This is a genomic window from Streptomyces aquilus (assembly GCF_003955715.1).
GTDB lineage: Bacteria > Actinomycetota > Actinomycetes > Streptomycetales > Streptomycetaceae > Streptomyces > Streptomyces aquilus.
The window spans coordinates 9,750,454-9,769,964 of sequence record NZ_CP034463.1; the positions used below are offsets into that span (position 1 = coordinate 9,750,454).

Genomic DNA, 19,511 nt, shown 5'->3' on the forward strand with positions numbered 1-19,511 from the left:
GAAGACAGGCAATCGCAGGGACGAGCGAGCCGGGCCGGTAGGGGCGCGGCTCCTGGTGGGAAGGCGAGATGACGACTGATCACCGCTGGCAGGAAAATGCGGCGTCCGGGAAGGACCCGGAGCAGGCCATGCGCTACCGGGGCGAGTTGCATGACGTGACGGACGCCCGACTGGACACCGAGAGCTTCCTCGACGATCTCGCGCGGGTGGCGCCGCCGAGCGCGCCGGAACACCGGGACGACATCGTCCTCGTCGTCGCCGAGCTGACCGCGAACGCGGTCCAGTACGCACCGGGCCCGTTCGAGGTCCGGCTGCGCAGAACCTTCGACGGAGTCCACGTCGTCGTCCAGGACACGAGCGGCACGCCGCCGACCCCGCGCCCTTTCCACCGTGACGGGGGCGGCGGGGTCGGCTGGTATCTGATCCAGTCGCTGTGCAGCCAGGTCAGTGTCGTCACCCAGCCGGACGGCAAGGAGATTCACGTCTTTCTGCCCTGGTGAGGAGGCTAGGGCCGGCCGCGCAGCGGGACCAGCACGCTGATCGCCTTTCCACCGCCGGGGCGCCGCTCCATGCGGATGTCACGCGCGAGGCGCATGATGATCGGCCAGCCGTAACCCTGTCCTTGCCCCGCCAGGGGGAGAGCGCCGGAACCGTGGACGACGTCGGGAACGACGTCGCTGTGGTCGTGGACGGTCAGCCGGATTCCGTCGTGGGTGGCGGTGGCCTCGAAGGCGGCGAGTCCGTCACCGTGCCGCAGGGCGTTGCTGACGAGTTCGGAGACGACGAGCAGCAGATCGACGACGTCCTCCTCGCGCGCCGTGCGGGATTCCGTGTCCCACTGCTCCCGTACGACCGCCCGCGCGTACTCCCGTGCCGACGCCGCGGTCGTCACCACGGCCGTGCGGTCGGACCGGCTCACCGTTGGACCAGTGCCCGGGGCTCCTCCACAGTCGGCCGTCGGTCCTGGCCGAGGGCGAAGTACCTTGCGTTTTCTGTCATGTCGGACGGCCTTTCGATGCCTTCGTTGAACGGGCCTGCCACCGTCACGGGGCGCCGCCGCGGCGTGGGCCATGCTGCGCGCGGCCTGCGCAGTATGGCGGAGGCGGCCGGTGTCCCGGTGGAGAGACCGCCGAGTGCGCCTCAAGGTTGTGCCTTCCGGCGTCGCGTCCCGAGCACGGGCGAACCGGAGTGCGTCGCCTCCGGACGATGTCCCGGGTGCTCTGTCGTGCGGTGCGCAGCGAACCGTGGCGAGCCGCTGCCGTGTGCCCACAGCAGCGGATACCCGGCTCGCCCTCGTACATGCGGGCCGGCTTCGCTCCGCGCACCGGGCACGGCCGCCGGCTCGGCACGGTGCGAGCGTCAGTTCGGGCCCGGGGAACGCAGGTACACCTCCCAATGGGGCTCAGGGCGCACATCGGCGGCGAGAGCGAGCAGCCGGCGCGGCTGGGGGCGCAGACCGACGATCCTGAACAAGCCGCCGCGGCGCGCCACACAGCCGTCGACCGTGAGGAGGAGGTGCAGGAGCGCCGAGTCCGTGAAGCCGACGCCGACGAGGTCGAGGGTGAGGCGCCGCACGGAAGGCGGCAGCCCGCTCGCCGCGCTCTCGATGGCAGGCCGCACCCGGTCGTCGATGTCGTCGTGCACGGTCAGCGTGGCGGCGTAGCCGCCGGGGCTCACGGTGATGTGAGTGCCCATGGTGCGGGCCCCCTTCCCTGGGGGTTGGCGGCCGGGAACGGCCGCTGGGCTCCTCCCACCGTGTCACGTACCGCGGGGAACGTCGAACGGCCTGGTGCGCAGGGGGCATGAGGTGTGTGTCGAGGGGTAAGCGCGCATGCGCGGCACCCGCCGCGACCCGCAGGCCAGCGCGTCATCAGATCCGGCCGTAGTACATGTCGTTGGAGGCACTCGTGTCCGTTGCCCAGAACCCTCTGTCCGTCGAGGTCGCCCTGTTGCGTGACGACGTGGCCCTGATCACGGTGCAGGGCTATTTGGACGTCGACACCGCGACCGAGTTCCAGCATCATCTGGCCAACCAACTGCACCACGGTCGACGCCATTTCCTGCTCGACCTCACGGACGTGCCGTTCATGGACTCGTCCGGCATGAACATCATTCTCCGCGTCTACCAGGAAGCCCGGGACCTGCCCGGCAGCGTGCACATCATCTCGCCGCAGCCCGCGGTGCGCCGGATTCTGGATCTCACCGGCGTGAGCATCACGGTCCCGGTTTCGGAGAGCGTCGAGCAGGCACTGGAACTGGTCGATCACCCGCAGCAGCAGGTGCAGCCTTGACGGCTGGGGGTGGCGGGGGAGCAGGCCGCGTGGACCGCCGACCTGCGTGCACGCCTTCACGGTCACCCACCACCCCCCTCGTCGTCGGGTCCAACCGGCAGCCGCGGCAACCGCCCACCGCCGGGGCAACGCGCCTGGCGGGGTGGCGTGCGCACGGTCCGGGCGGATGGAGCCCGACACGGAGCCGCGGCGCCGCAGGACCGCCGAAACGGACGCTCACGTCGGCAGCGGCAACTCTGCCCAGATGGTCTTTCCGGTGGGTGTCTGCCGACTGCCCCAGCGGTCCGCGAGCTGGGCGACGAGCAGGAGCCCGCGTCCGCCCTCGTCGAAGGAGCGGGCCCGCCGCAGGTGCGGGGCGGTGCTGCTGCCGTCGGAGACCTCGCAGACGAGTGTGTCGCCGCGCAGCAGGCGCAGTTCGATGGGCGCGCTGCCGTAGCGGATGGCGTTGGTGACCAGTTCGCTGACGATGAGCTCGACGGCGAAGGCCAGCTCGGCCAGTCCCCAGACGCTCAGCTGGTCGCTCGCCATCCGGCGGACACCGGCGACGAGGGCGGGATCCGTGGACAGCCGCCAGGTGTGCACCCGGTCGGGCTTCAGCGCGGACGTCCGGGCCAGGAGCAGCACGATGTCGTCGGCGGGAGCGGCGGGTATCACCTTGCGGACCACCTGGTCGCAGATGTCCTCCAGGCCGGACGGTGGATGGCTGAGCGCGTCCCGCAGCAGGCCGAGACCCCTGTCGATGTCCCGGTCGGCAGCCTCGATCAGACCGTCCGTGTACAGGGCGAGCAGGCTGCCCTCCGCCAGGTCGACCTCTACGGCCTCGAACGGCAGCCCCCCGACGCCGAGCGGCGGGCCGGCGGGCAGGTCGAGGAACCGCACGGTCCCGTCGGGGGTCACCAGGGCCGGCGGCGGATGGCCGGCGCGGGCCAGCCGGCAGGTACGGGAGACCGGGTCGTAGACGGCGTACAGGCACGTGGCGCCCACCTCGCCCGACGCGCCGCTCGTCGATCCCCGGGCGTCGGGCCCCTCCTCCCGGTCGAGCCGGACCACCAGGTCGTCGAGCTGGGTGAGCAGTTCGTCGGGGGCGAGGTCGACGTCGGCGAGCGTACGGACCGCGGTACGCAGACGACCCATCGTCGCGGAGGCGTGGATGCCGTGGCCGACCACATCACCCACGACGAGGGCGACTCTTCCTCCGGACAGGGGGATCACGTCGAACCAGTCGCCCCCGACGCCGCTCGCGGAACCCGCCGGCAGATACCGGTAGGCCAGGTCCACGGCGGTCGGGGAGGGCAACCGCTCGGGCAGCAGACTGCGCTGGAGGGCGAGCGCGGTCCGGCGTTCCTGGGTGTAGCGCCGGGCGTTGTCGATGCTCACGGCCGCCCTGGCGGCGATCTCCTCGGCCAGCAGCAGGTCGTCGTCGCCAAAGGGTTCCGGCGTGCGGTGCCGCACCAGATACACCAGGCCCAGGGTGACACCGCGGGCGCGCAGCGGTACGAGCAGTATCGAGTGCATCCCGTAGCGGCGTACCGCCTCGGTGCGCGCCGGGGACTGCGCCAGCCACTCGCGCAGCACCGGGTCGCCGATGCGGTGCCGGGTGCCCCGGCCGGTGCGCAGGGCCCAGGCCGCCGGGGAGTGCGGGGGGCGGGTGGCCTGCTCGCCCACCGCTATCGCGGACTCGGGGCATCCGGGGAGCACGGAGGCGTGGGCGGCACGGCGCAGGACGACCTGCTCGGTGGGCGACACCGGTTCCGGTTCGTCCCCGCCGACGACGGACTCCAGCAGGTCGACGACGACGAAGTCGGCGAATCCCGCGACCGCCAGCTCGGCGAGCTCCTCCGCGGTCCGCGTCACGTCGAGGGTGCTCCCGATCCGGGCACTGGCCTCGTTGAGCACCTCCAGGCGCCGCCGGGCCCAGTACTGCTCGGTGGTGTCGATCACCAGCGCCGACAGGCCCTGGACCGAGCCGTCCAGGTCCTTGAGCGGGGTGAGATACACGGACCAGGCGTGCTCGTCGACCTCGCCCAGGCCCCGGCCCGGCGCCTGCTCGCTGTGGAGCGCCTCCCCGGTGCGCAGGACCTCGCGCTGGAGGCGGTCCATCTCCTTGTGGCTCGGCTGGATCTCGGTGAGGGTCCGGCCTTCCATCTCCTCGCTGGACAGGCCCATGGCCTGGCTCATCACTTCGTTGCAGGCCACGAACCGGGCGCGGTGGTCGTAGACGGCGACGGGCAGCGGAAGCTGTGCGAGCGTGCGGTCCCACAGCTCGGCCGCGTCGGCGGCACGTGGGCCGGAGGTGTAGGTCACGGTGGCATCGGTGACGAGCCAGAGCGATCCGGTTCCCCCGGTCGACAGCGGCGCTCCGCGCAGTCGTACGAGGATCCGGTCGCCGTCACGGTGACGCAGCGCCACCTCGCTCGTCCAGGGTTCGCCGGCGGCCAGCCGCCGAACGGCGGGCTGGGGGAGGTCTGCGGCGAGCAGGGCGGCGACCGGACGGCCGACGACGTCTTCGGCCGTGTGTCCCAACAGGGCCTGGGCACCGGAACTCCACGCCATGACGCACAGCCGGGCATCGATGACGACGGCGAAGTCCTCTGGTACTCCGGTGCCCCCTGCCGCACCGGAGCCGATGGACCGGTTGTCCATGGGACGACCCACTCTCGTTCCTGCCGTGACGACGATCCCGTCGGCACCACGCGTCACGGGCGGTGCCACCAGGATCGCTCCCCGACACGCTCGGCTCAACCGATGGCCAAAGTTTCTCTCCGATCACTTCAGGCGCCATCCACAACACCGTCGGCGAGGGCGCCGACGAAACCGCGGACTCGGTCCTTGTGGGCGACGAACGGGGCGGCCTAGATGCGTGCGACGGACCACCGCATGTCCTCCACCAGGTCGGGGAATGCCTCCGCCGCCCTGCCCGGCTTCGACGCCGGCGCCACACCTGCGGCGGAACTGCGTGACGTCCGGGCCTGCTTCGGCGGCGGCGACAAGCCCCGGCAGGGAACGGGCAGCGGGCGAAACCACTGACCGCTGTCGTCGCCCGCCGAACCGCTGAGCCGGAGCACGGACCACCGGGAGTCAGCCCGCGCTGATGGCGTTCGCCACCGTGGAGCATGCGACGCGGGCCACAGATCGCAGCTCGGAGTCAGGGGAGCCGACGCGGCTCAGGACGGCCAGCGATTGGTTGACGGCAACCACGAAGGTGGCCAGCTCGTCCAGCGATCGACCGTCGGCCGAAGAGCCCGCCAAGGACGTACGTACCCGCTGTTGCTGCGCGGAGATGAGGCTGCGCACGCGGGCGCCGCACTCCGCGCTCAGGGTCGACGACTGCGCGGCCGACTGGGCGACCAGGCACCCTGCGGGGACCGACGGATCCGCGATGCGATCCAGGGTGACGGCGAAGAACGCCTCGATCGAGCGGACCGGATCGTGCGGATGCGCGGCCAGTGCCTGTTCGAAACGCGTCCCGTAGAGGGCGGAGTAACGATCGAGGCACCGGGTGAACAGGGCTTCCTTGTTGCCGAAGGCACCGTAGAGCGAACCCCGGCCGAGACCGGTGGCGGCGCTCAAGGCGTCCAGCGAGGTGTCGGCATACCCACGCTCCCAGAACACCCGCATCGCCTGGTCGACCGCCGCGCCGACGTCGAACTGCTTCCGGCCCGACACGGTGCACCTCCCTGATCCACGCCGTTGTCGTGAGGCTAACAGCATCTTGGACCGACTGGTCAAACTATCTTTGACCGATCGATCCAAGATGCCTAGGGTGTGGAGGACCGTCCGGGGCGCGAGGGTCGTACGGTCCGCCTGCCGCGCGTCTGCGCCGGTCGAGCTCGCAGCGAAGGGGCACCATGCATCTGTCGTCCGCGCACCTCCCCACCCCCCAAGGACCCGGTTCGGCCTCCGGCGCGCCGGAGCTCCCGGACGGTTTCGCCGACCTCTTCACCAGCCGATACGTGGACACCGGCGAACTGCGTCTGCACGCCGTCACCGGCGGATCCGGCCCCGCCCTGCTGTTGCTGGCCGGCTGGCCGCAGACCTGGTACGCCTGGCGTTTCCTGATGCCCGCACTCGCCCGGGACTTTCACGTCGTCGCCGTCGATCCGCGTGGTGTCGGCCTGTCCGACAAGCCGCGAGACGGGTACGACACCGGCACTCTCGCCGGTGACCTGGTCACCCTCATGGATTCCCTCGGGCATCCGCGATTCGCCATGGTCGGCCATGACGTCGGCATGTGGACCGGCTATGCCCTGGCCGCGGACCATCCGGACCGGCTCGACCGCCTGGCCGTCGCCGAAGCGGCCATCCCCGGACTCTCGCCCTCCGCGCCCGTTCTGGGGACGCGTGAGACCAATGAGCGCCTGTGGCATTTCGCCTTCAACCGCCTGACAGACGTCAACGAGCAGTTGGTCCGCGGGCGGGAAGGGGTCTACTTCGGAAACCAGTTCGCCAAGAAGGCGGGGAAGCCGCTGCCCGAGCATGCCGTCCAGTACTACGTCGACGTGCTGGCCTCCGACCCGGAGGCCTTGCGCTGCAGTTTCGAGTTCTACCGCGCGCTGGACTCGACCATCGCGCAGAACGAGAAGCGCAGGACTCGGCCGCTCTCCCTGCCAGTGCTGGCGATCGGCGGGGAGCTGAGTCTGGGTGCGGCGGTCGGCGCCACGATGAGGCTGGGTGGGGCGGACGTGCAGACAGTGGTCCTGCCTGAGTGCGGCCACTACCCGGCTGAGGAAGCCCCCGAGCACATGTTGTCGGCGCTGAGCGCGTTCCTGGCCCCCTACCGAGAGGCGTGGCGCTCACACGTGTGACGGCGGCAGATCCGGTCACGGACGATCCGGCGGCTCCGAGGCGACGTGTGTCTCAAGGAGCGGTTCGAGCTGGGCGGCCCACTCCGGGTGCAGGGCGGCCTTCTTCTCGTGCAGCGCCATGATCTCGCCGGCCAGCTCCGGGGCCATGTCGTCGGACAGGTCGGGGCCGATGGCGATCTTGGCCAGATGCGGGAGGATCTCGGGATCTCCCGCCAGGTGAACCGGGTCGTGCATGTATCGCTCGAGGGCCGCCAGGTCCTCGATGCCCACGCAGTAGGCGTGGGTGAGGCCATCGGCGGGATCGCCCAAACTCTGCCCGACGGTGGCGAACGAGACCGACTCGACGGACGCCGTTTTCCGCATCAGCGCGAGCACTTGAGCCTTCTGCTGCTCGGTCGTCCCGTCCTTGAAGGCGAAGCGCAACATGTGAACGATCATGGTTTTCCGCCCCTTGATTGAACTCGTCGGTTCAGTCAATCTGCCTTATCGGTAACGAAGTTAGAATGAACCCATGGGTTCAGCAGCGTCAAGCGGGGGCAGCGGCGCCCTGCACGGGCGGATCGACAAGAGACAGGCCATCCTGGACGCCGCGTTCACGGTCTTCGCACGGCGTGGATACGCACAGGCCTGCGTCCAGGAGATCGCGGAAGAGGCACGGGTCGCCAAACCGACCGTCTACAGCCACCTGAACGACAAGGAGACCCTCTTCCGCCACACCATCGAGGCAGCGGCCGACACTCTGATGGCGGAGAACCTCGCGGTCGTCGAGCGACTGCGCGAGCGGGCCCCGGACGACGACCTGCGTGGGTCACTCACCGACCTGGCTCAACGGCTGCTGCGGATCTGCTGCGGTGAACGCGCCCGCGCACTGCGCTGGTTGACCTACGCCCAGGTGGCACGATTCCCCGACCTGATCGAGACCGTGCAGGAGCGCACCGCGCATCGTCCCCGCGCAGCGCTCGCCGATCGGCTGGCCCGCCTCGCGCTCGCCGGCCATCTGCGCCCCTGCGACCCGGAACAGGCCGCCGAACACTTCTTCGCCCTGCTCACCGGCCCTTTGGAGTCCCGCTCCCGGCTGGGTACCCGTCGCGTCCCCGCGGCCGAGCTCCGCGTCATCGCGGACGCGGGTGTGGACACCTTTCTGCGTGCGTACGGGAGTGACTGAGCGGCGGTCGGGATCCTCGTCGCGACGAGAGCTGTTTGCGGCCTTCCTCCCGCCCGTCGGCCCCCTTACCGCCGTAGGCACAGGCACTCGCGCGCTGCCGTCCGCGTCCGCCCACGGACGTTTTTGGGCTCAGTCGGCGGCGGTCACACGGGGCCGGACGGTGGTGTCCTGAACGACGACCAGGGCGGTCACGAGCGCGGCGAGGAGGCCCAGGGCGACGAGAGAGGGGACGAAGGTGACGGCGGGTCCTGCGACGAGGCAGACCACTCCGCCGGCGAGGAGGAGCGGCGAACGGTGGCTCGTGGTGCGCAGGAGCAGGGCGGCCGAGGCGAGGACGAACAGGCCGACGCCGCCGGGCAGGGCCCAGGCAACGACTCCGTGGAGGGGCTCCGTCAGGTCGTAGTGGCCGGTATCGGCGATCTGCGTGAGGGTCTTCTTCATGCCGAGGGCGGTGATGACGATGCCGGCCACCAGGGGGAGGTGGAGGAAGGTGTACGCGTCACGGGCCAGCCGGGTGCGGTCGTCGCCGGTGGCGGTGGTCAGCCGATGCTCGACCGTCTCGGCGAGTTGACGGAAGTACAGGCGCCACAGCCCTACGGAAACGAGCAGCCCCAGGACGGCACCGGCCAGGACCGGGGTGCTCAGCGCGAAGCCGGAGACACCGACGCCGATGGCGACGATCGACTCGCCGAGGGCGATGATGACGATCAGGCCGTGGCGTTCGGCGAAATGGCCGGGTGAGGCGACCCGCCAGCCCGATTTTCCGGTGAGGAAGATGCCCAGGTAGTCGATGAGCACGGCGGCGAGCCAGATCAGGATCTGGGTGGTGCCGGTGAACGCCGCACCGATGAGGAGCAGGGCGAACGGCGGGGTCACCGAGAGCAGGGCGGTGCGGCGCAGGACACGGCGCAGTGCCTGATCGGTGGGGTCGGACAGCCAGTACGTGACCAGGTGAAGGACGCGGACGGCGCCGTAGCACAGGACGAAGACCAAGGGGGCGGGAAGTCCGCCGGGCGCGTCGTCGTAGATCTCGGGCACGGCCAGCGACACGATCAGGACAACGGCCATGACGGACACCAGCACGGTGAACATCGCACCGGAGTCGGCCCGTACGACGTTCCCCAGCCAGGCGAAACAGCACCAGCACCACCACAGCAGCGCCAGCGCGACCATCCCGCCGAGCAGCCGCAACCCGCTCGGGTCGGCCGCCATCAGTGCGGTGACCTGAGTGATCGCATACACGAACACCAAGTCGAAGAAGAGCTCGGCCGGTGTCACCCGGTGGCCGCCCTCGGTCGCGACCAGCCGCGACCCCTCGCCATTCGTTACCACAACTCCCCCTCCGGGGCGCCCCATCGCCCACCGGCGGAACGATAACCCACTGGCTGTGGCCAAAGATGATCGTTACTGGGTACGGGAGTTCGCTTCCCGCGGACACAACGGAAGAGGGAAGTGATCTTCCGTTTCGGGCGGCCGAGCCCGGCGCCGTGTCGCTACGCGCCGGCGAAGGAGCCGCTCCGTGCGACGTGACCGCCGATCGCCGTTCCGACCAGCCGCCTCTCGAAGGACCGCAGTATCCGTTCGAGATCCGTCGCGTCGAACGATGTCGCATCCGTCCCGAGACTGATTCCGGCCGTTTCGGACATGTCCCACACGACGAAGCAGAGCTTTCCGGCGTACGTGTCGACGCTTTTGGGGAAGCGGCCGTACCGGCTGGACGCCAGGGCTCGCTCGAAGTCCTGCTGCGCCCTGTCCACACGGGCCCGGATCAGTGTGCGGGGCGCGATGGGGCGGATGTTGACCACGTACGGGTTGTCCGCGGAGCGGCCCAGTTCGTCGGACGCCTCGTCCAGGGATCTGGCGTAGCGCTCGGGTTCTCGCAGGCTGACGGAGGAGGAGCTGACGAGTGCCGCGTCGACGGCACGACACAGCGCCGGGAACCGTTCACTGCCCAGGGACGTGTCGACCGGGACCAGGGCCCGGCCGGCGACATGGGCCACCGCCTCGCGGGCGAAGGTGGTCTGCCGGTTGGCCATCACGGTGTTGAACACGCATTTCGCGATGCCGAGGTGCTCGGCGAGCACGCAGGCGTATGCGGCTTGCAGGACGGCGGCCACGGATGTCCGGTACTGCTTCGCCAGACCGGCTGCCGCGAGCGCGACCGCCGCCGAGTCGAGGCACACGAAGTTGTACAGGGCGCCCCTGTGGCTCCCGGGAACCAGGAGTTCGGGCATGGCGGACTGGCGGAGCATGGCCCGGTCGTGGGCGTCGACACGATGAGCGTGCCGCAGCCCCGAGGGACTGCCTTCGAAGCTCGCGATCTGCCGCGGCTGCCACCCCGTACCGAGGTCGGCGCCCGGATCGGCGGCCAGTCGGGCCAGGCGTTCGGCCACGATCCGGGCGGCGGTCGTGTCCGCCGAGAAGTGGTGCAACGACAGCGCGAGGTGCAGGGGTCTGCCGTCCACGGTGACGACGACGGCCCGTAACGGCAGGTCGTCCGGGCCGAATCCGGGCTCGGCCAGTCGGAGGGTGAGAGCGCTCAGCTCGTCGCTCGTCGCCGGGCCGTCGGAGGTGTACTCGTCGACCTGGAGCACGCCGGAGGCCACGACGACGGCGCGAGGGCGCCCGTCGGCGTCACGCGGGTACAGCGTGCGCAGCGCCTCGAAGTGCGCCATGACCGCGGCGAAGGCATGCAGCACCGCGGCCATGTCGGGTGCGCCGTCGAGCGCCCGCGCCATCCGTTGGTTCCTGTTGCGGGGGCCGTGGAGATGGGGGTGGCATCCCTCGCGTGCATGGGCCTTCTGCGACCAGGTCAGTTCATGCTCTCCGGCGGTGCCGGCGACGAAGACGACGTCGTGGCGTGCGATCTGTCGCATGTCCGCCCGGCCTCCTCCGGTACGTCGGCGGCCCCTGCCCCGCAGGACGAGATGCAGATCGTGCACCCCGGAGCCTCGATCGCCGGTCAGGTAGTCGAAGCGCTTCGACGTTGGCATGACGCTGGGTTGTGTGTCAATTGCAGGCCGCTCAGCCGCCGCCGGTCGTCTTCCCCGTGACTGCGATTCCCCTGGGAGAGCCTGCCTGGAAAACCGACTTGCCCGAGGTGAAGCCGTATGAAGGGCGGGGACCGCCCTCGCCCTCGGTCATGCCTGTTACCGAAAAGTGACCTGAACGGCCCGTTGTCGCCCGGGAAACACAGCCTTAGTGTCACCGAAACGTCGAAGCGCATCGACAAGGACTGCTTCGACCCTCCCGACTTGGCGCCATCCCATCTCCGTCATCCACGGGCTCACATCGGCCCGTGGCCCGCACGGGCTGACCCGTGCCGCCCGCTCGCGGCGGCGCCCTGTCAGGGCTGACCCCGTCCACCCACCCGCCTGCGACCCCATCGGAGCCGACGGGACCGCTGCTTGTGCGCAGCCCCGTACGGACCCGCACCCGAAAGGCAAGGACCCGTCATGAGTGATGCCCAGGACCTCTCCCGGCGAGGGCTGCTGGCCGCCGGCGCGGCCGCAGCCGCGCTCCCTGTGCTCGCCCCCGCCACTGCCTCAGCCGCGTCGGCCCCCGCGGCCGGGAAGGCCCGACGCGTGCCCTATACCTTCCGCAACGCGGAGATAGTCGGCGGCGGCTTCGTCACGGGCATTGTCTTCAACCAGTCCGAACCCGGACTGGTGTACGCCCGTACCGACATCGGCGGCGCCTACCGCCTCGACAAGGCGACTCGGCGGTGGATCCCCCTCACCGACTGGATCGGCTGGGACGAGTACGGACACACCGGCATCATCAGCATCGCCACCGACGAGGTCGACCCCGACCGCGTCTACCTGGCGGCGGGCACCTACACGATGCCCGAATGGGACCCGAGCATGGCGGCGATCCTGCGCTCGACCGACCGCGGCCGCACCTGGAAGACCACCCCCCTGCCGTTCCGGCTGGGCGGCAACATGCCCGGCCGAGGCATCGGCGAGCGGCTGGTGATCGACCCCCACCGCAACAGGATTCTCTACCTCGGAGTGCGCGGGGGCCACGGGCTGTGGCGCAGTACCGACCACGGCAAGAGCTTCGCGAAGGTGACCAGCTTCCCCAACCCGGGCAACTTCGTCATCGACCCCACCGACCCCGACGGCTACAACGGTGACAACCTGGGCGTGCTGCAAGTCGTCTTCGACAAGCGCACCGGCAGAGCGGGCAGAGCCACCCGGACCCTCTACGTCACCGTCGCCGACAAGGACAACATCCTGTACCGGTCGACCGACGCGGGCACGACCTGGGAACGCGTACCCGGGCAGCCCACCGGCTTCATCCCGCACCACGCGGTCTTCGACCACGTCGGCGGCTACCTGTACCTGGCGACCAGCGACACCGCAGGACCCTACGACGGTTCCAAGGGCGACGTGTGGAAGCTGGACACCGCCACCGACACCTGGACCCGTATCAGCCCGGTCCCGTCCACCAGCGACGACAACCAGTACGGCTACAGCGGCCTGACCATCGACCGGCAGAACCCGGCCACCCTGATGGTGTCCACCCAGGTCAAGTGGTACCCCGACTGCCTCCTGTTCCGCTCCACCGACGGCGGCACGAGCTGGACCCCCGCGTGGGAGGCGGGCCCGAACTCCGAGCGCACCCTGCGCTACGACATCGACATCTCCGCTGCCCCCTGGCTGACCTGGAACGCCTCGCCGTCGCTGCCGGAGATGACCCCCAAGCTGGGCTGGATGATGGAGTGCGTCCAGATCGACCCCTTCGACTCCGACCACTTCATGTACGGCACCGGAGCGACGATCTACGGCGCCGACAACCTGACCGACTGGGACAGCGGCGGCACGGTGCACCTGTCCGTACGCGCCCAGGGGCTGGAGGAAACCGCCGTCCTGGCACTGGTCAGCCCGTCCGTCGGCACGGCGCACCTCTTCTCCGGCGTCGGCGATGTCGGCGGCTTCCGGCACACGGATTTCCGCAAAGCGCCGAAGATGTACGACAGCCCGACCTTCGGCGGCACCCCGGCCCTGGACTACGCGGAGCTGGCGCCCCACACCCTCGTGCGCGTCGGCCACCCCACCAGCGGCTGGACCCAGCACTTCGCCGTCTCCACCGACAGCGGCGCCACCTGGAAGCCGTCGGGCAGTGAGCCGTCCGGCGTCACCGGGCCCGGAGTCGAGGACCAGGCCGTCGCCATCAGCGCCGACGGCAGACGCATCGTCTGGTCACCGGCCGGCGCGCCGGTCAGCTGGTCCGACGACCACGGAGCGACCTGGACGGCTTCGAAGGGGTTGCCGGCCGGGGCCCCCGTACGCTCCGACCGGGTGAACCCGGCGAAGTTCTACGCCTACGACTCCGGCGTCTTTTACCTCAGCACGGACGGCGGCATGACCTTCAAGGCCACGGCGGCGACCGGTCTGCCCATCGCGGGCAATGTCCGGTTCAAGCCGGTACCGGGTCACGAGGGCGACATCTGGCTGGCCGGCGGCACCACCAAGCCCGCCACCCCCACGCCGTACGGGCTGTGGCGGTCGACCGACTCCGGTACGTCCTTCACCAGGTTCGAGGCGGTGGACCAGGGCGACGTCGTCGGATTCGGCAAGGCCGCACCCGGCGCCAAGTACCCCGCCGTCTACACCAGCTCCAAGATCCATGGAGTGCGCGGCATCTTCCGTTCCGACGACGCGGGCCGGACCTGGGTCCGCATCAACGACGACCGCCACCAGTACGCCTGGACCGGCAACACCATGACCGGAGATCCCCGGGTCTACGGCCGCATCTACTTCGGGACCAACGGACGCGGAGTCATCTACGGTGACCCGGGCCAGGTCTGACCTCAGGTCACCGCGCTCCGCTCCCACGGTCCCGAAGAGGAGACCGAGGTGGCCCTGCCACCAGAGCAGGACGACCGTCTCCTCTCCTGTGTGATCCCCCCACTCAGCACACATTCCGGAGGGCTGATGAAAATCCGTATCGGCTGGGCCGCGCTGCTCGCGGCGCTGGCTCTCGTCTTCACCCTGCCGAACTCGGCGGTGGCAGCGTCACAGACGTACTGGTTCAAGTACTACGCGACCGGCGGCAACGCCTCGACGTGGTACAGCGACGACAACAACTGGGGAGTGAACTCCTCGACCGGCACCGGCTTCGTCGCCATGGTCAACGGCAAGGACTGGGGCTGGTCGTCCCCGGTGACCACACTTCCCAAGAAGATCCGCGACGTCAGCCCCAACAACACCTCGTGGTTCAGCCAGTCGGCATACCCGAAGTCCGGCTCGTACTACGACGCCGCGTACGACATCTTCATCGACCCCTACCCCGCGCCGGCCGACCGCAACTCCCTGACCGAGATCATGATCTGGCTCAACTGGTCCAACACCAAGCCGCTGGCCGACCACTACGACGCGAACGGCAACGCGGTCCCGGCCGCGACCAACGTCAGCCTGGGCGGCCGCAGTTGGGACATCTACGAGTACACCTGGAGCAACGGCGGCCACACCCTCAGCTTCCTGGACAGGGGCAAGTCCGGCTGGTGGTCCGGCAGTCTCACGCCGTTCTTCAACTACGGCCAGAACAGGGGTTTCTACACCGGCGACCACTATCTCAACAGCGTCATGGCCGGCTGGGAGTTCGGGCCGGGTGACTACACCGCGCACTCCTGGGGTGCCGTGGGCTTCTGACGCCGCCGCGAGTGGGGGCGCCTGGTGTCTCAGACGCCGTGGGCCCCCTCCGTGCTGTATCGGGCAAGCATGGTCAGCACTGCCTGGTCGACCGCGTTGGTGTTGGCGGCGTCGTCAGGCTCCCAGTGGGCGAGCAGCATCCGCGGCCAGAACACGAAGTTGGAGATCATCCCGAGGAATTGGGTCGCCGCCGTCTCCGCATCGTCGAGCCGGGCTGTACCTGCGGAGTTCTCCGCTTCGAGGTAGCGGCGGACCGATTCGAAGTAGGGCATCTTGCCGAGCTTGAACTGGGTCTCGCCGAGCTCGGGGAAGCGCGGTACCTCGGCGATGACGATGCGGAAGAGGGCGGCCATGCCGGGCTGGGTGAGAAGGTCCACGTATCGGCGTCCGATGGTCTCAAGTCCTGCGCGGAGGTTCCCGGGCCGGGGGAGGGGCGCCTCCTGCTCGTCGACCTTCCAGTACTCGGTGACGATCGCCTCGAACAGGGCCGCCTTGGTGGCGAACTGCTTGAACAGAGTCGCCCTCGACACTCCGGCGGCCTCCGCGATGCGGGCCAGTGAGGTGCCGTCGTAGCCGAAGTCCAGGAACAGCTTCGTCGCTGCCTCGATGATGGACGTCCGCTTCTGCGCTGTCACGCGCCGGTGGTATTCCGAAGGCTGTGCCGTCATGCCACCAGTATGCCCTGCGCTACGAGGTGAGTCACTTGACTCACTACTCATCCTGCTCCTACCTTGAGTGAAGAGGCGAGTCACTCGACTCACCATTATGCGAGCCTGGAGGAAGCATCATGGAACGCTTTGCGGGCCAGACCGTCATCGTCACCGGTGGCAGTGGAGGTATGGGCAGCAGCCATGTGCGGGGCTACCACGCCGAGGGGGCGAACGTCGTCATCGCCGGCCGCGACGACGACGCCGGTCGCGGACTCGTTGCTCAGCTCGGTCGGCGTGCTCTGTCCGTTCACCTGGATGTCGCCAGCGAGGACGACTGGGCGGCACTGGTGCGAGACGTCGAAGGCCACTTCGGGCCGGTCACCATCCTGGTGAACAACGCGGGAGTCCAGAACCCGGCGGCCCCTATCGAGCACACCGAACTCCGCACCTGGGAGCACACCTTCAGCGTCAACGTCACCGGCCAGTTCCTTGGCATCAGGGCCGTGGCTCCGTCGATGCGCAGGGGCGGTGGCGGAACCATCGTCAACATCGCCTCGACCATGGCCCACGTCGGTACGGCCTTCTACGCCCCCTACACCGCCAGTAAGTGGGCCGTGCGCGGGCTGACCAAGACGGCCGCGCTGGAGCTGGGGCGGGACAACATCCGGGTCAACTCCATCCATCCCGGCGTCGTCTCCACACCGCTGATCAACGAACCCACCGTGGCAGGCCAGCCGGCCATCGCCGACTTCTACTCGCCCGATCCCTTCGCCATCCCCCGCCTCGCCGAACCCTCTGACATCACACGCCTGCTGCTCTTCATCACCTCCCAGGAGGCATCCTTCGCCACGGGTTCGGAATTCGTCCTGGACGGGGGCTGCTGCTCGGCCCTGCACTCCAGCCCGATGCCGACATCGCAGCTTGAGCCGGCATGTGCAGTACGGAGCGTGCAGTTGGAGGAGGTCAGTTGAAGGCATCGGTCATGCAGTCCACTCGGCAGTCGGCGGCCTCGTAGCGCTGGCGGAGGGCGGCGGCTGCCTCCTCGCGCTCGACGAAGAGGTGTCCGTAGTGCCGGCACGCCACCCTGGTCACGTCTTCGACGGTGACGATGGCGGGTTCGTCGCGTGCGGCCCGGCGGCGTGCTTCGGCGATCGCCATGTCCGCAGAACGCAGCAGGTTTCTGGAACGGTCTCGCATCGCGGCCGCCTGGGCCCGTTTCGTAGAGAGGGGGCGCAAGGCACCTCCCTGCCAGACGAAGCCGGCGGCGACAAGGACGAGACCGAGCGCTATGAACAGCAGTCCGCCGAGGTCGTGAAGCATCCGCCCAGTCTTCACCACGCGCGTGGTGATCGTCATGCCCGTTGGCCACGCGGTTGCCGCGCCGCTCCCCGGCGCCGATCAGAGCAATCGTTGCTCCGGCCTGTTGCTACGGCGCCAGGACCGGAGCCGACGGCGCGGTGGCGAGGTTCAGCGGACGGTGAAACCTGCCGCTTTGGTGTCCAGGGTCGTGGTGCCGTCGGTGGCCGTGGCGAGGGCGGCGACGCGCCAGGAACCGTGCGGGGAGGACGCTGCGTCGGCGGCGGTCACCCGGGTGGTGTAGACGCAGCGCACGGTGTCGTTGTCGACGGCCTTGCAGAGGGCCTGCTCCGCCGCGGCCATCTCCTTGGCGGTCGGCTCCTTCTCGGCGAGAGAGGAACTCGCCGGATAGGCCAGCACCTTCAGGCTCTTGACACCGGGGGACGCGGTGACCTCGGTGCTGAAGCTGAGCGAGCCGTCCTGATCGCCGTGAGGGGCGGTGTAGTGGGCGGTGCTGTGGGCCAGGGCGGGGGGCTGGTCCCCGGCGTGGGCGAGGGCGAAGGCTCCGGCGCCGCCGAGGACGACGACACCGGCGGCGAGGGACAGGGCGACACGACGGGACATGAGGGTTCTCCGTAACTGGTTGCGGTGGTGCGGCGGCGCCGCTGCACCGATACTCGCCGTGCCGGGACGCTCCGGACGTGAGCACGGATACTCAACTCGGCCTGGGTAGTTGTGGCCCCTGCGCTCCGCCACCACGACGACCGAGGCGTACGCGGCACTCCCGCCGCGTTCTCCCCATGCTTGGCCGCCACCCCAGCCCCGCTCGTCGCTGATGCAGACCGCATGTGCGGGATTCACGGTGCTCAACGGACCCGGTTCATGGAACCAAGAAGGTGCCGGGCACACTCTGCGTGTTGTAGTCCCTTCGACACGAGGATGCGCCACACATGATCACGCTCACCAAGGAAGACGGTCCGGCTGACCTGGACGGAGTGACCCACCTGTCCATCGGCGTCTCCTGGGACCCCACCGCCGGCAGCAGCGGCGGAGTCCTGGGCAAGTTGCGCCGCAACAGCGGCACCGACCTCGACCTGATCGCCATCGCGCTCCAGGGCGGGGACCCGGTGCGCCTCGCGGGCCTCGATTCGCTCGACCCCATGGGCAACGGCTCGCTGGTCCACAGCGGCGACAACCAGACCGGGCGCGGAGACGGTGACGACGAGACGGTGACCGTCGAGTTCGCCCGGGTCCCGCCCAACATCACGTCGATCGTGTTCGTCGCCGCCGCGTACAAGAAGGGCAGTTCCTTCCAGAAGGCGCGCAACATCAGCTTCAAGGTCTACGACGCGACCGGCGGCACCTCCCAGCAGGTCGCCGATATCTGGCCGAGCCTGCTCAGCCAGGACAACGGCTGCGCCGTGGCCAAGGCGGTACGTGTCGGCGGGAGTTGGAAGCTCGAAGTGATCAACACGACGGGCAAGATCAAGCAGGGCGACGAGCACGCCCTCATGCGCTTCGCTGTCAGCAAGTAGGACGTCACCGAGACGCGGGGGATGGTTGTGAGTCAGGTGCTCTATGGGGAGCGGTCGTGGAATCCGCTGGCCCGAACAGTGGAGTTGACCCCGGACCAGCTGCGGAGAGGGGGCAGGACCACACCCTTGAGTGAGCTGAACCTCGCTGCCATGGCGGAGGCGTTCCAGCGCGGGTGCTGGCTCGGCGGCGGAGGGGCGGAGCGCCCGCTGGAGCGACTGCCGGAGGAGACGGGGGTGGTGCCGGTGACCCGCGTCACAGGCACCACTACGCCTGTCAGAGCACGTCAGGCGGCCGAGTTCGCCCATGCGCTGGGGGAGTTGGCGGTTCGGCAGTGCGGTGGGCCCGATCAGGTGGCGGCCCTGGGGGCCCAGGCCCGGTCCGAGGGAGTGCCGTTGTGGATCGCGCGGCGGTTCGCGACCGGCCCCGCCGGGCCGATCACCGTCGCGGTCGACCGGCGCCTGGTGCGCGTGGACGTGTGGGGGCCGCACGCTCCCGTCGTACGGATCCGGGCGCCCCAGGGTTTCGTCGGTGACACCTCCGATCCGTCCAAGGGGCTGCGCCTGACGGTCGGCGACACCACGGCCCGGCTCGGGCTGACGAAGAAGCTCCGCAAGTCCAAGTGCCTGGTGGAGGTGACGCTGTCCGGGCAGCACTGGGTGTTGCGGCGGGAGAACGCGGTGAGTTCATGGCTGCTGCGTGACGAACGGCGGGTCGCCCTGCTGGAGCGGCCCCGGCGGCGACCGGTGCCCGAGCCGGACTCGGTACTGCTGCCGCTGTCCCCGGTGCGGTACGTGAGCTCCGACCCGCTGGATGCGGTCATGGCACAGGTCTTCGCCGTGTCCTTCGGCCTCGGGGACGGGACGGGCCTCGCGCGATTCCGGGCGGAGCGGCGCCCGGTGACGGGGGGTGAGCCGATCGCCGCCGACGACGACTGGGACCGCGCCTGGTTCAGCAACCTCGGCACGGGCAGCGACGACAACGACTCCGGCGGCGGTGACGGTTGGGGTTCGGACGGCGGTGACGGGGGCGATGGCGGGGGTGACGGCGGAGGCGACTAGGCCGCCCCGTTCGAGACGCCGGTTGTCGACCTGATGCATCGTCCAACGCGTTCT

General features: G+C 69.6%; 20 protein-coding genes. 10 read left to right on the forward strand and 10 right to left on the reverse strand.

Features of this window, described 5'->3' with window-relative positions:
• The first annotated feature begins 128 nt into the window (after nt 1–128).
• Complete coding sequence (locus EJC51_RS44585) at nt 129–500, forward strand: ATP-binding protein (protein WP_244363539.1); 372 nt, start codon at nt 129–131, stop codon at nt 498–500.
• Nucleotides 501–505: 5 nt separating this feature from the next.
• Here the strand turns inward: EJC51_RS44585 and EJC51_RS44590 are convergent, their stop codons facing one another.
• Both EJC51_RS44590 and EJC51_RS44595 read right to left on the reverse strand, forming a co-directional pair.
• Complete coding sequence (locus EJC51_RS44590) at nt 506–919, reverse strand: ATP-binding protein (RefSeq protein ID WP_244363201.1); 414 nt, start codon at nt 917–919, stop codon at nt 506–508.
• Between the two features lie 440 nt (nt 920–1,359).
• The gene (locus EJC51_RS44595; RefSeq protein ID WP_126276341.1) at nt 1,360–1,695 is read right to left on the reverse strand and encodes an STAS domain-containing protein; all 336 of its coding nucleotides are present in this window, start codon (nt 1,693–1,695) and stop codon (nt 1,360–1,362) included.
• Nucleotides 1,696–1,907: 212 nt separating this feature from the next.
• On the opposite strand from EJC51_RS44595, the gene EJC51_RS44600 reads away from it, so the two are divergent.
• Nucleotides 1,908–2,291, forward strand: a complete 384-nt coding sequence (locus EJC51_RS44600) for an STAS domain-containing protein (RefSeq protein ID WP_079312850.1) — start codon at nt 1,908–1,910, stop codon at nt 2,289–2,291.
• A 216-nt stretch (nt 2,292–2,507) separates the two neighbouring features.
• Here EJC51_RS44600 and EJC51_RS44605 read toward each other — a convergent pair whose 3' ends face one another.
• Nucleotides 2,508–4,934 carry a SpoIIE family protein phosphatase gene (locus tag EJC51_RS44605; RefSeq protein WP_126276342.1) on the reverse strand — a complete coding sequence of 809 codons (2,427 nt, stop codon included), beginning with the start codon at nt 4,932–4,934 and terminating at the stop codon, nt 2,508–2,510.
• A 234-nt stretch (nt 4,935–5,168) separates the two neighbouring features.
• Here EJC51_RS44605 and EJC51_RS48040 point away from each other — a divergent pair, with 234 nt between their 5' ends.
• Nucleotides 5,169–5,318: a hypothetical protein gene (locus tag EJC51_RS48040; protein ID WP_166682966.1), complete on the forward strand. Its 150-nt coding sequence runs from the start codon at nt 5,169–5,171 to the stop codon at nt 5,316–5,318.
• Between the two features lie 51 nt (nt 5,319–5,369).
• Here EJC51_RS48040 and EJC51_RS44610 read toward each other — a convergent pair whose 3' ends face one another.
• Nucleotides 5,370–5,957 carry a TetR/AcrR family transcriptional regulator gene (locus tag EJC51_RS44610; protein ID WP_126276343.1) on the reverse strand — a complete coding sequence of 196 codons (588 nt, stop codon included), beginning with the start codon at nt 5,955–5,957 and terminating at the stop codon, nt 5,370–5,372.
• 182 nt (nt 5,958–6,139) lie between these two features.
• On the opposite strand from EJC51_RS44610, the gene EJC51_RS44615 reads away from it, so the two are divergent.
• Nucleotides 6,140–7,096, forward strand: a complete 957-nt coding sequence (locus EJC51_RS44615) for an alpha/beta fold hydrolase (RefSeq protein WP_126276344.1) — start codon at nt 6,140–6,142, stop codon at nt 7,094–7,096.
• 15 nt (nt 7,097–7,111) lie between these two features.
• On the opposite strand, the gene EJC51_RS44620 is transcribed toward EJC51_RS44615, so the two are convergent.
• Nucleotides 7,112–7,534, reverse strand: a complete 423-nt coding sequence (locus tag EJC51_RS44620; RefSeq protein WP_126276345.1) for a Dabb family protein — start codon at nt 7,532–7,534, stop codon at nt 7,112–7,114.
• A 73-nt stretch (nt 7,535–7,607) separates the two neighbouring features.
• On the opposite strand from EJC51_RS44620, the gene EJC51_RS44625 reads away from it, so the two are divergent.
• Nucleotides 7,608–8,261: a TetR/AcrR family transcriptional regulator gene (locus EJC51_RS44625; protein WP_126276346.1), complete on the forward strand. Its 654-nt coding sequence runs from the start codon at nt 7,608–7,610 to the stop codon at nt 8,259–8,261.
• A 129-nt stretch (nt 8,262–8,390) separates the two neighbouring features.
• Here the strand turns inward: EJC51_RS44625 and EJC51_RS44630 are convergent, their stop codons facing one another.
• Complete coding sequence (locus tag EJC51_RS44630) at nt 8,391–9,593, reverse strand: low temperature requirement protein A (protein ID WP_126276347.1); 1,203 nt, start codon at nt 9,591–9,593, stop codon at nt 8,391–8,393.
• A gap of 161 nt (nt 9,594–9,754) precedes the next feature.
• Nucleotides 9,755–11,137 carry a condensation domain-containing protein gene (locus EJC51_RS44635; protein WP_126276348.1) on the reverse strand — a complete coding sequence of 461 codons (1,383 nt, stop codon included), beginning with the start codon at nt 11,135–11,137 and terminating at the stop codon, nt 9,755–9,757.
• A gap of 579 nt (nt 11,138–11,716) precedes the next feature.
• Between EJC51_RS44635 and EJC51_RS44640 the strand changes: the two genes are divergently transcribed.
• Together EJC51_RS44640 and EJC51_RS44645 are read left to right on the forward strand one after the other, a co-directional pair.
• Entirely contained in the window at nt 11,717–14,074 is a 2,358-nt protein-coding gene (locus EJC51_RS44640; protein WP_126276349.1) for a sialidase family protein, read from the forward strand.
• 126 nt (nt 14,075–14,200) lie between these two features.
• Nucleotides 14,201–14,917 carry a GH12 family glycosyl hydrolase domain-containing protein gene (locus EJC51_RS44645; protein WP_126276350.1) on the forward strand — a complete coding sequence of 239 codons (717 nt, stop codon included), beginning with the start codon at nt 14,201–14,203 and terminating at the stop codon, nt 14,915–14,917.
• Between the two features lie 29 nt (nt 14,918–14,946).
• Here the strand turns inward: EJC51_RS44645 and EJC51_RS44650 are convergent, their stop codons facing one another.
• Complete coding sequence (locus EJC51_RS44650) at nt 14,947–15,585, reverse strand: TetR/AcrR family transcriptional regulator (protein ID WP_126276351.1); 639 nt, start codon at nt 15,583–15,585, stop codon at nt 14,947–14,949.
• Between the two features lie 119 nt (nt 15,586–15,704).
• On the opposite strand from EJC51_RS44650, the gene EJC51_RS44655 reads away from it, so the two are divergent.
• A complete protein-coding gene (locus EJC51_RS44655) occupies nt 15,705–16,538 on the forward strand; it encodes an SDR family NAD(P)-dependent oxidoreductase (RefSeq protein ID WP_244363203.1) in 834 nt (277 codons plus the stop codon).
• Here the strand turns inward: EJC51_RS44655 and EJC51_RS44660 are convergent.
• Together EJC51_RS44660 and EJC51_RS44665 are read right to left on the reverse strand one after the other, a co-directional pair.
• On the reverse strand, nt 16,531–16,923 hold the full coding sequence (locus EJC51_RS44660) for a hypothetical protein (protein ID WP_244363205.1): 393 nt from the start codon (nt 16,921–16,923) through the stop codon (nt 16,531–16,533). The genes EJC51_RS44655 and EJC51_RS44660 overlap by 8 nt on opposite strands.
• Before the next feature lie 111 nt (nt 16,924–17,034).
• Nucleotides 17,035–17,487: a DUF5707 domain-containing protein gene (locus EJC51_RS44665; RefSeq protein ID WP_126276352.1), complete on the reverse strand. Its 453-nt coding sequence runs from the start codon at nt 17,485–17,487 to the stop codon at nt 17,035–17,037.
• A gap of 326 nt (nt 17,488–17,813) precedes the next feature.
• Between EJC51_RS44665 and EJC51_RS44670 the strand changes: the two genes are divergently transcribed.
• Nucleotides 17,814–18,398, forward strand: a complete 585-nt coding sequence (locus EJC51_RS44670) for a TerD family protein (protein ID WP_126276353.1) — start codon at nt 17,814–17,816, stop codon at nt 18,396–18,398.
• 126 nt (nt 18,399–18,524) lie between these two features.
• Entirely contained in the window at nt 18,525–19,457 is a 933-nt protein-coding gene (locus tag EJC51_RS44675) for a hypothetical protein (RefSeq protein WP_244363207.1), read from the forward strand.
• The last annotated feature ends 54 nt before the right edge of the window (nt 19,458–19,511 follow it).

Coding starts and splice junctions, on each gene's coding strand:
- EJC51_RS44585 (WP_244363539.1), top strand. CDS start 129: ATGCGCTACCGGGGCGAGTTGCATGACGTGACGGACGCCCGACTGGAC.
- EJC51_RS44595 (WP_126276341.1), bottom strand. CDS start 1,695: ATGGGCACTCACATCACCGTGAGCCCCGGCGGCTACGCCGCCACGCTG.
- EJC51_RS44605 (WP_126276342.1), bottom strand. CDS start 4,934: ATGGACAACCGGTCCATCGGCTCCGGTGCGGCAGGGGGCACCGGAGTA.
- EJC51_RS48040 (WP_166682966.1), top strand. CDS start 5,169: ATGTCCTCCACCAGGTCGGGGAATGCCTCCGCCGCCCTGCCCGGCTTC.
- EJC51_RS44615 (WP_126276344.1), top strand. CDS start 6,140: ATGCATCTGTCGTCCGCGCACCTCCCCACCCCCCAAGGACCCGGTTCG.
- EJC51_RS44620 (WP_126276345.1), bottom strand. CDS start 7,534: ATGATCGTTCACATGTTGCGCTTCGCCTTCAAGGACGGGACGACCGAG.
- EJC51_RS44625 (WP_126276346.1), top strand. CDS start 7,608: ATGGGTTCAGCAGCGTCAAGCGGGGGCAGCGGCGCCCTGCACGGGCGG.
- EJC51_RS44635 (WP_126276348.1), bottom strand. CDS start 11,137: ATGCGACAGATCGCACGCCACGACGTCGTCTTCGTCGCCGGCACCGCC.
- EJC51_RS44640 (WP_126276349.1), top strand. CDS start 11,717: ATGAGTGATGCCCAGGACCTCTCCCGGCGAGGGCTGCTGGCCGCCGGC.
- EJC51_RS44645 (WP_126276350.1), top strand. CDS start 14,201: ATGAAAATCCGTATCGGCTGGGCCGCGCTGCTCGCGGCGCTGGCTCTC.
- EJC51_RS44650 (WP_126276351.1), bottom strand. CDS start 15,585: ATGACGGCACAGCCTTCGGAATACCACCGGCGCGTGACAGCGCAGAAG.
- EJC51_RS44655 (WP_244363203.1), top strand. CDS start 15,705: ATGGAACGCTTTGCGGGCCAGACCGTCATCGTCACCGGTGGCAGTGGA.
- EJC51_RS44660 (WP_244363205.1), bottom strand. CDS start 16,923: ATGACGATCACCACGCGCGTGGTGAAGACTGGGCGGATGCTTCACGAC.
- EJC51_RS44665 (WP_126276352.1), bottom strand. CDS start 17,487: ATGTCCCGTCGTGTCGCCCTGTCCCTCGCCGCCGGTGTCGTCGTCCTC.
- EJC51_RS44670 (WP_126276353.1), top strand. CDS start 17,814: ATGATCACGCTCACCAAGGAAGACGGTCCGGCTGACCTGGACGGAGTG.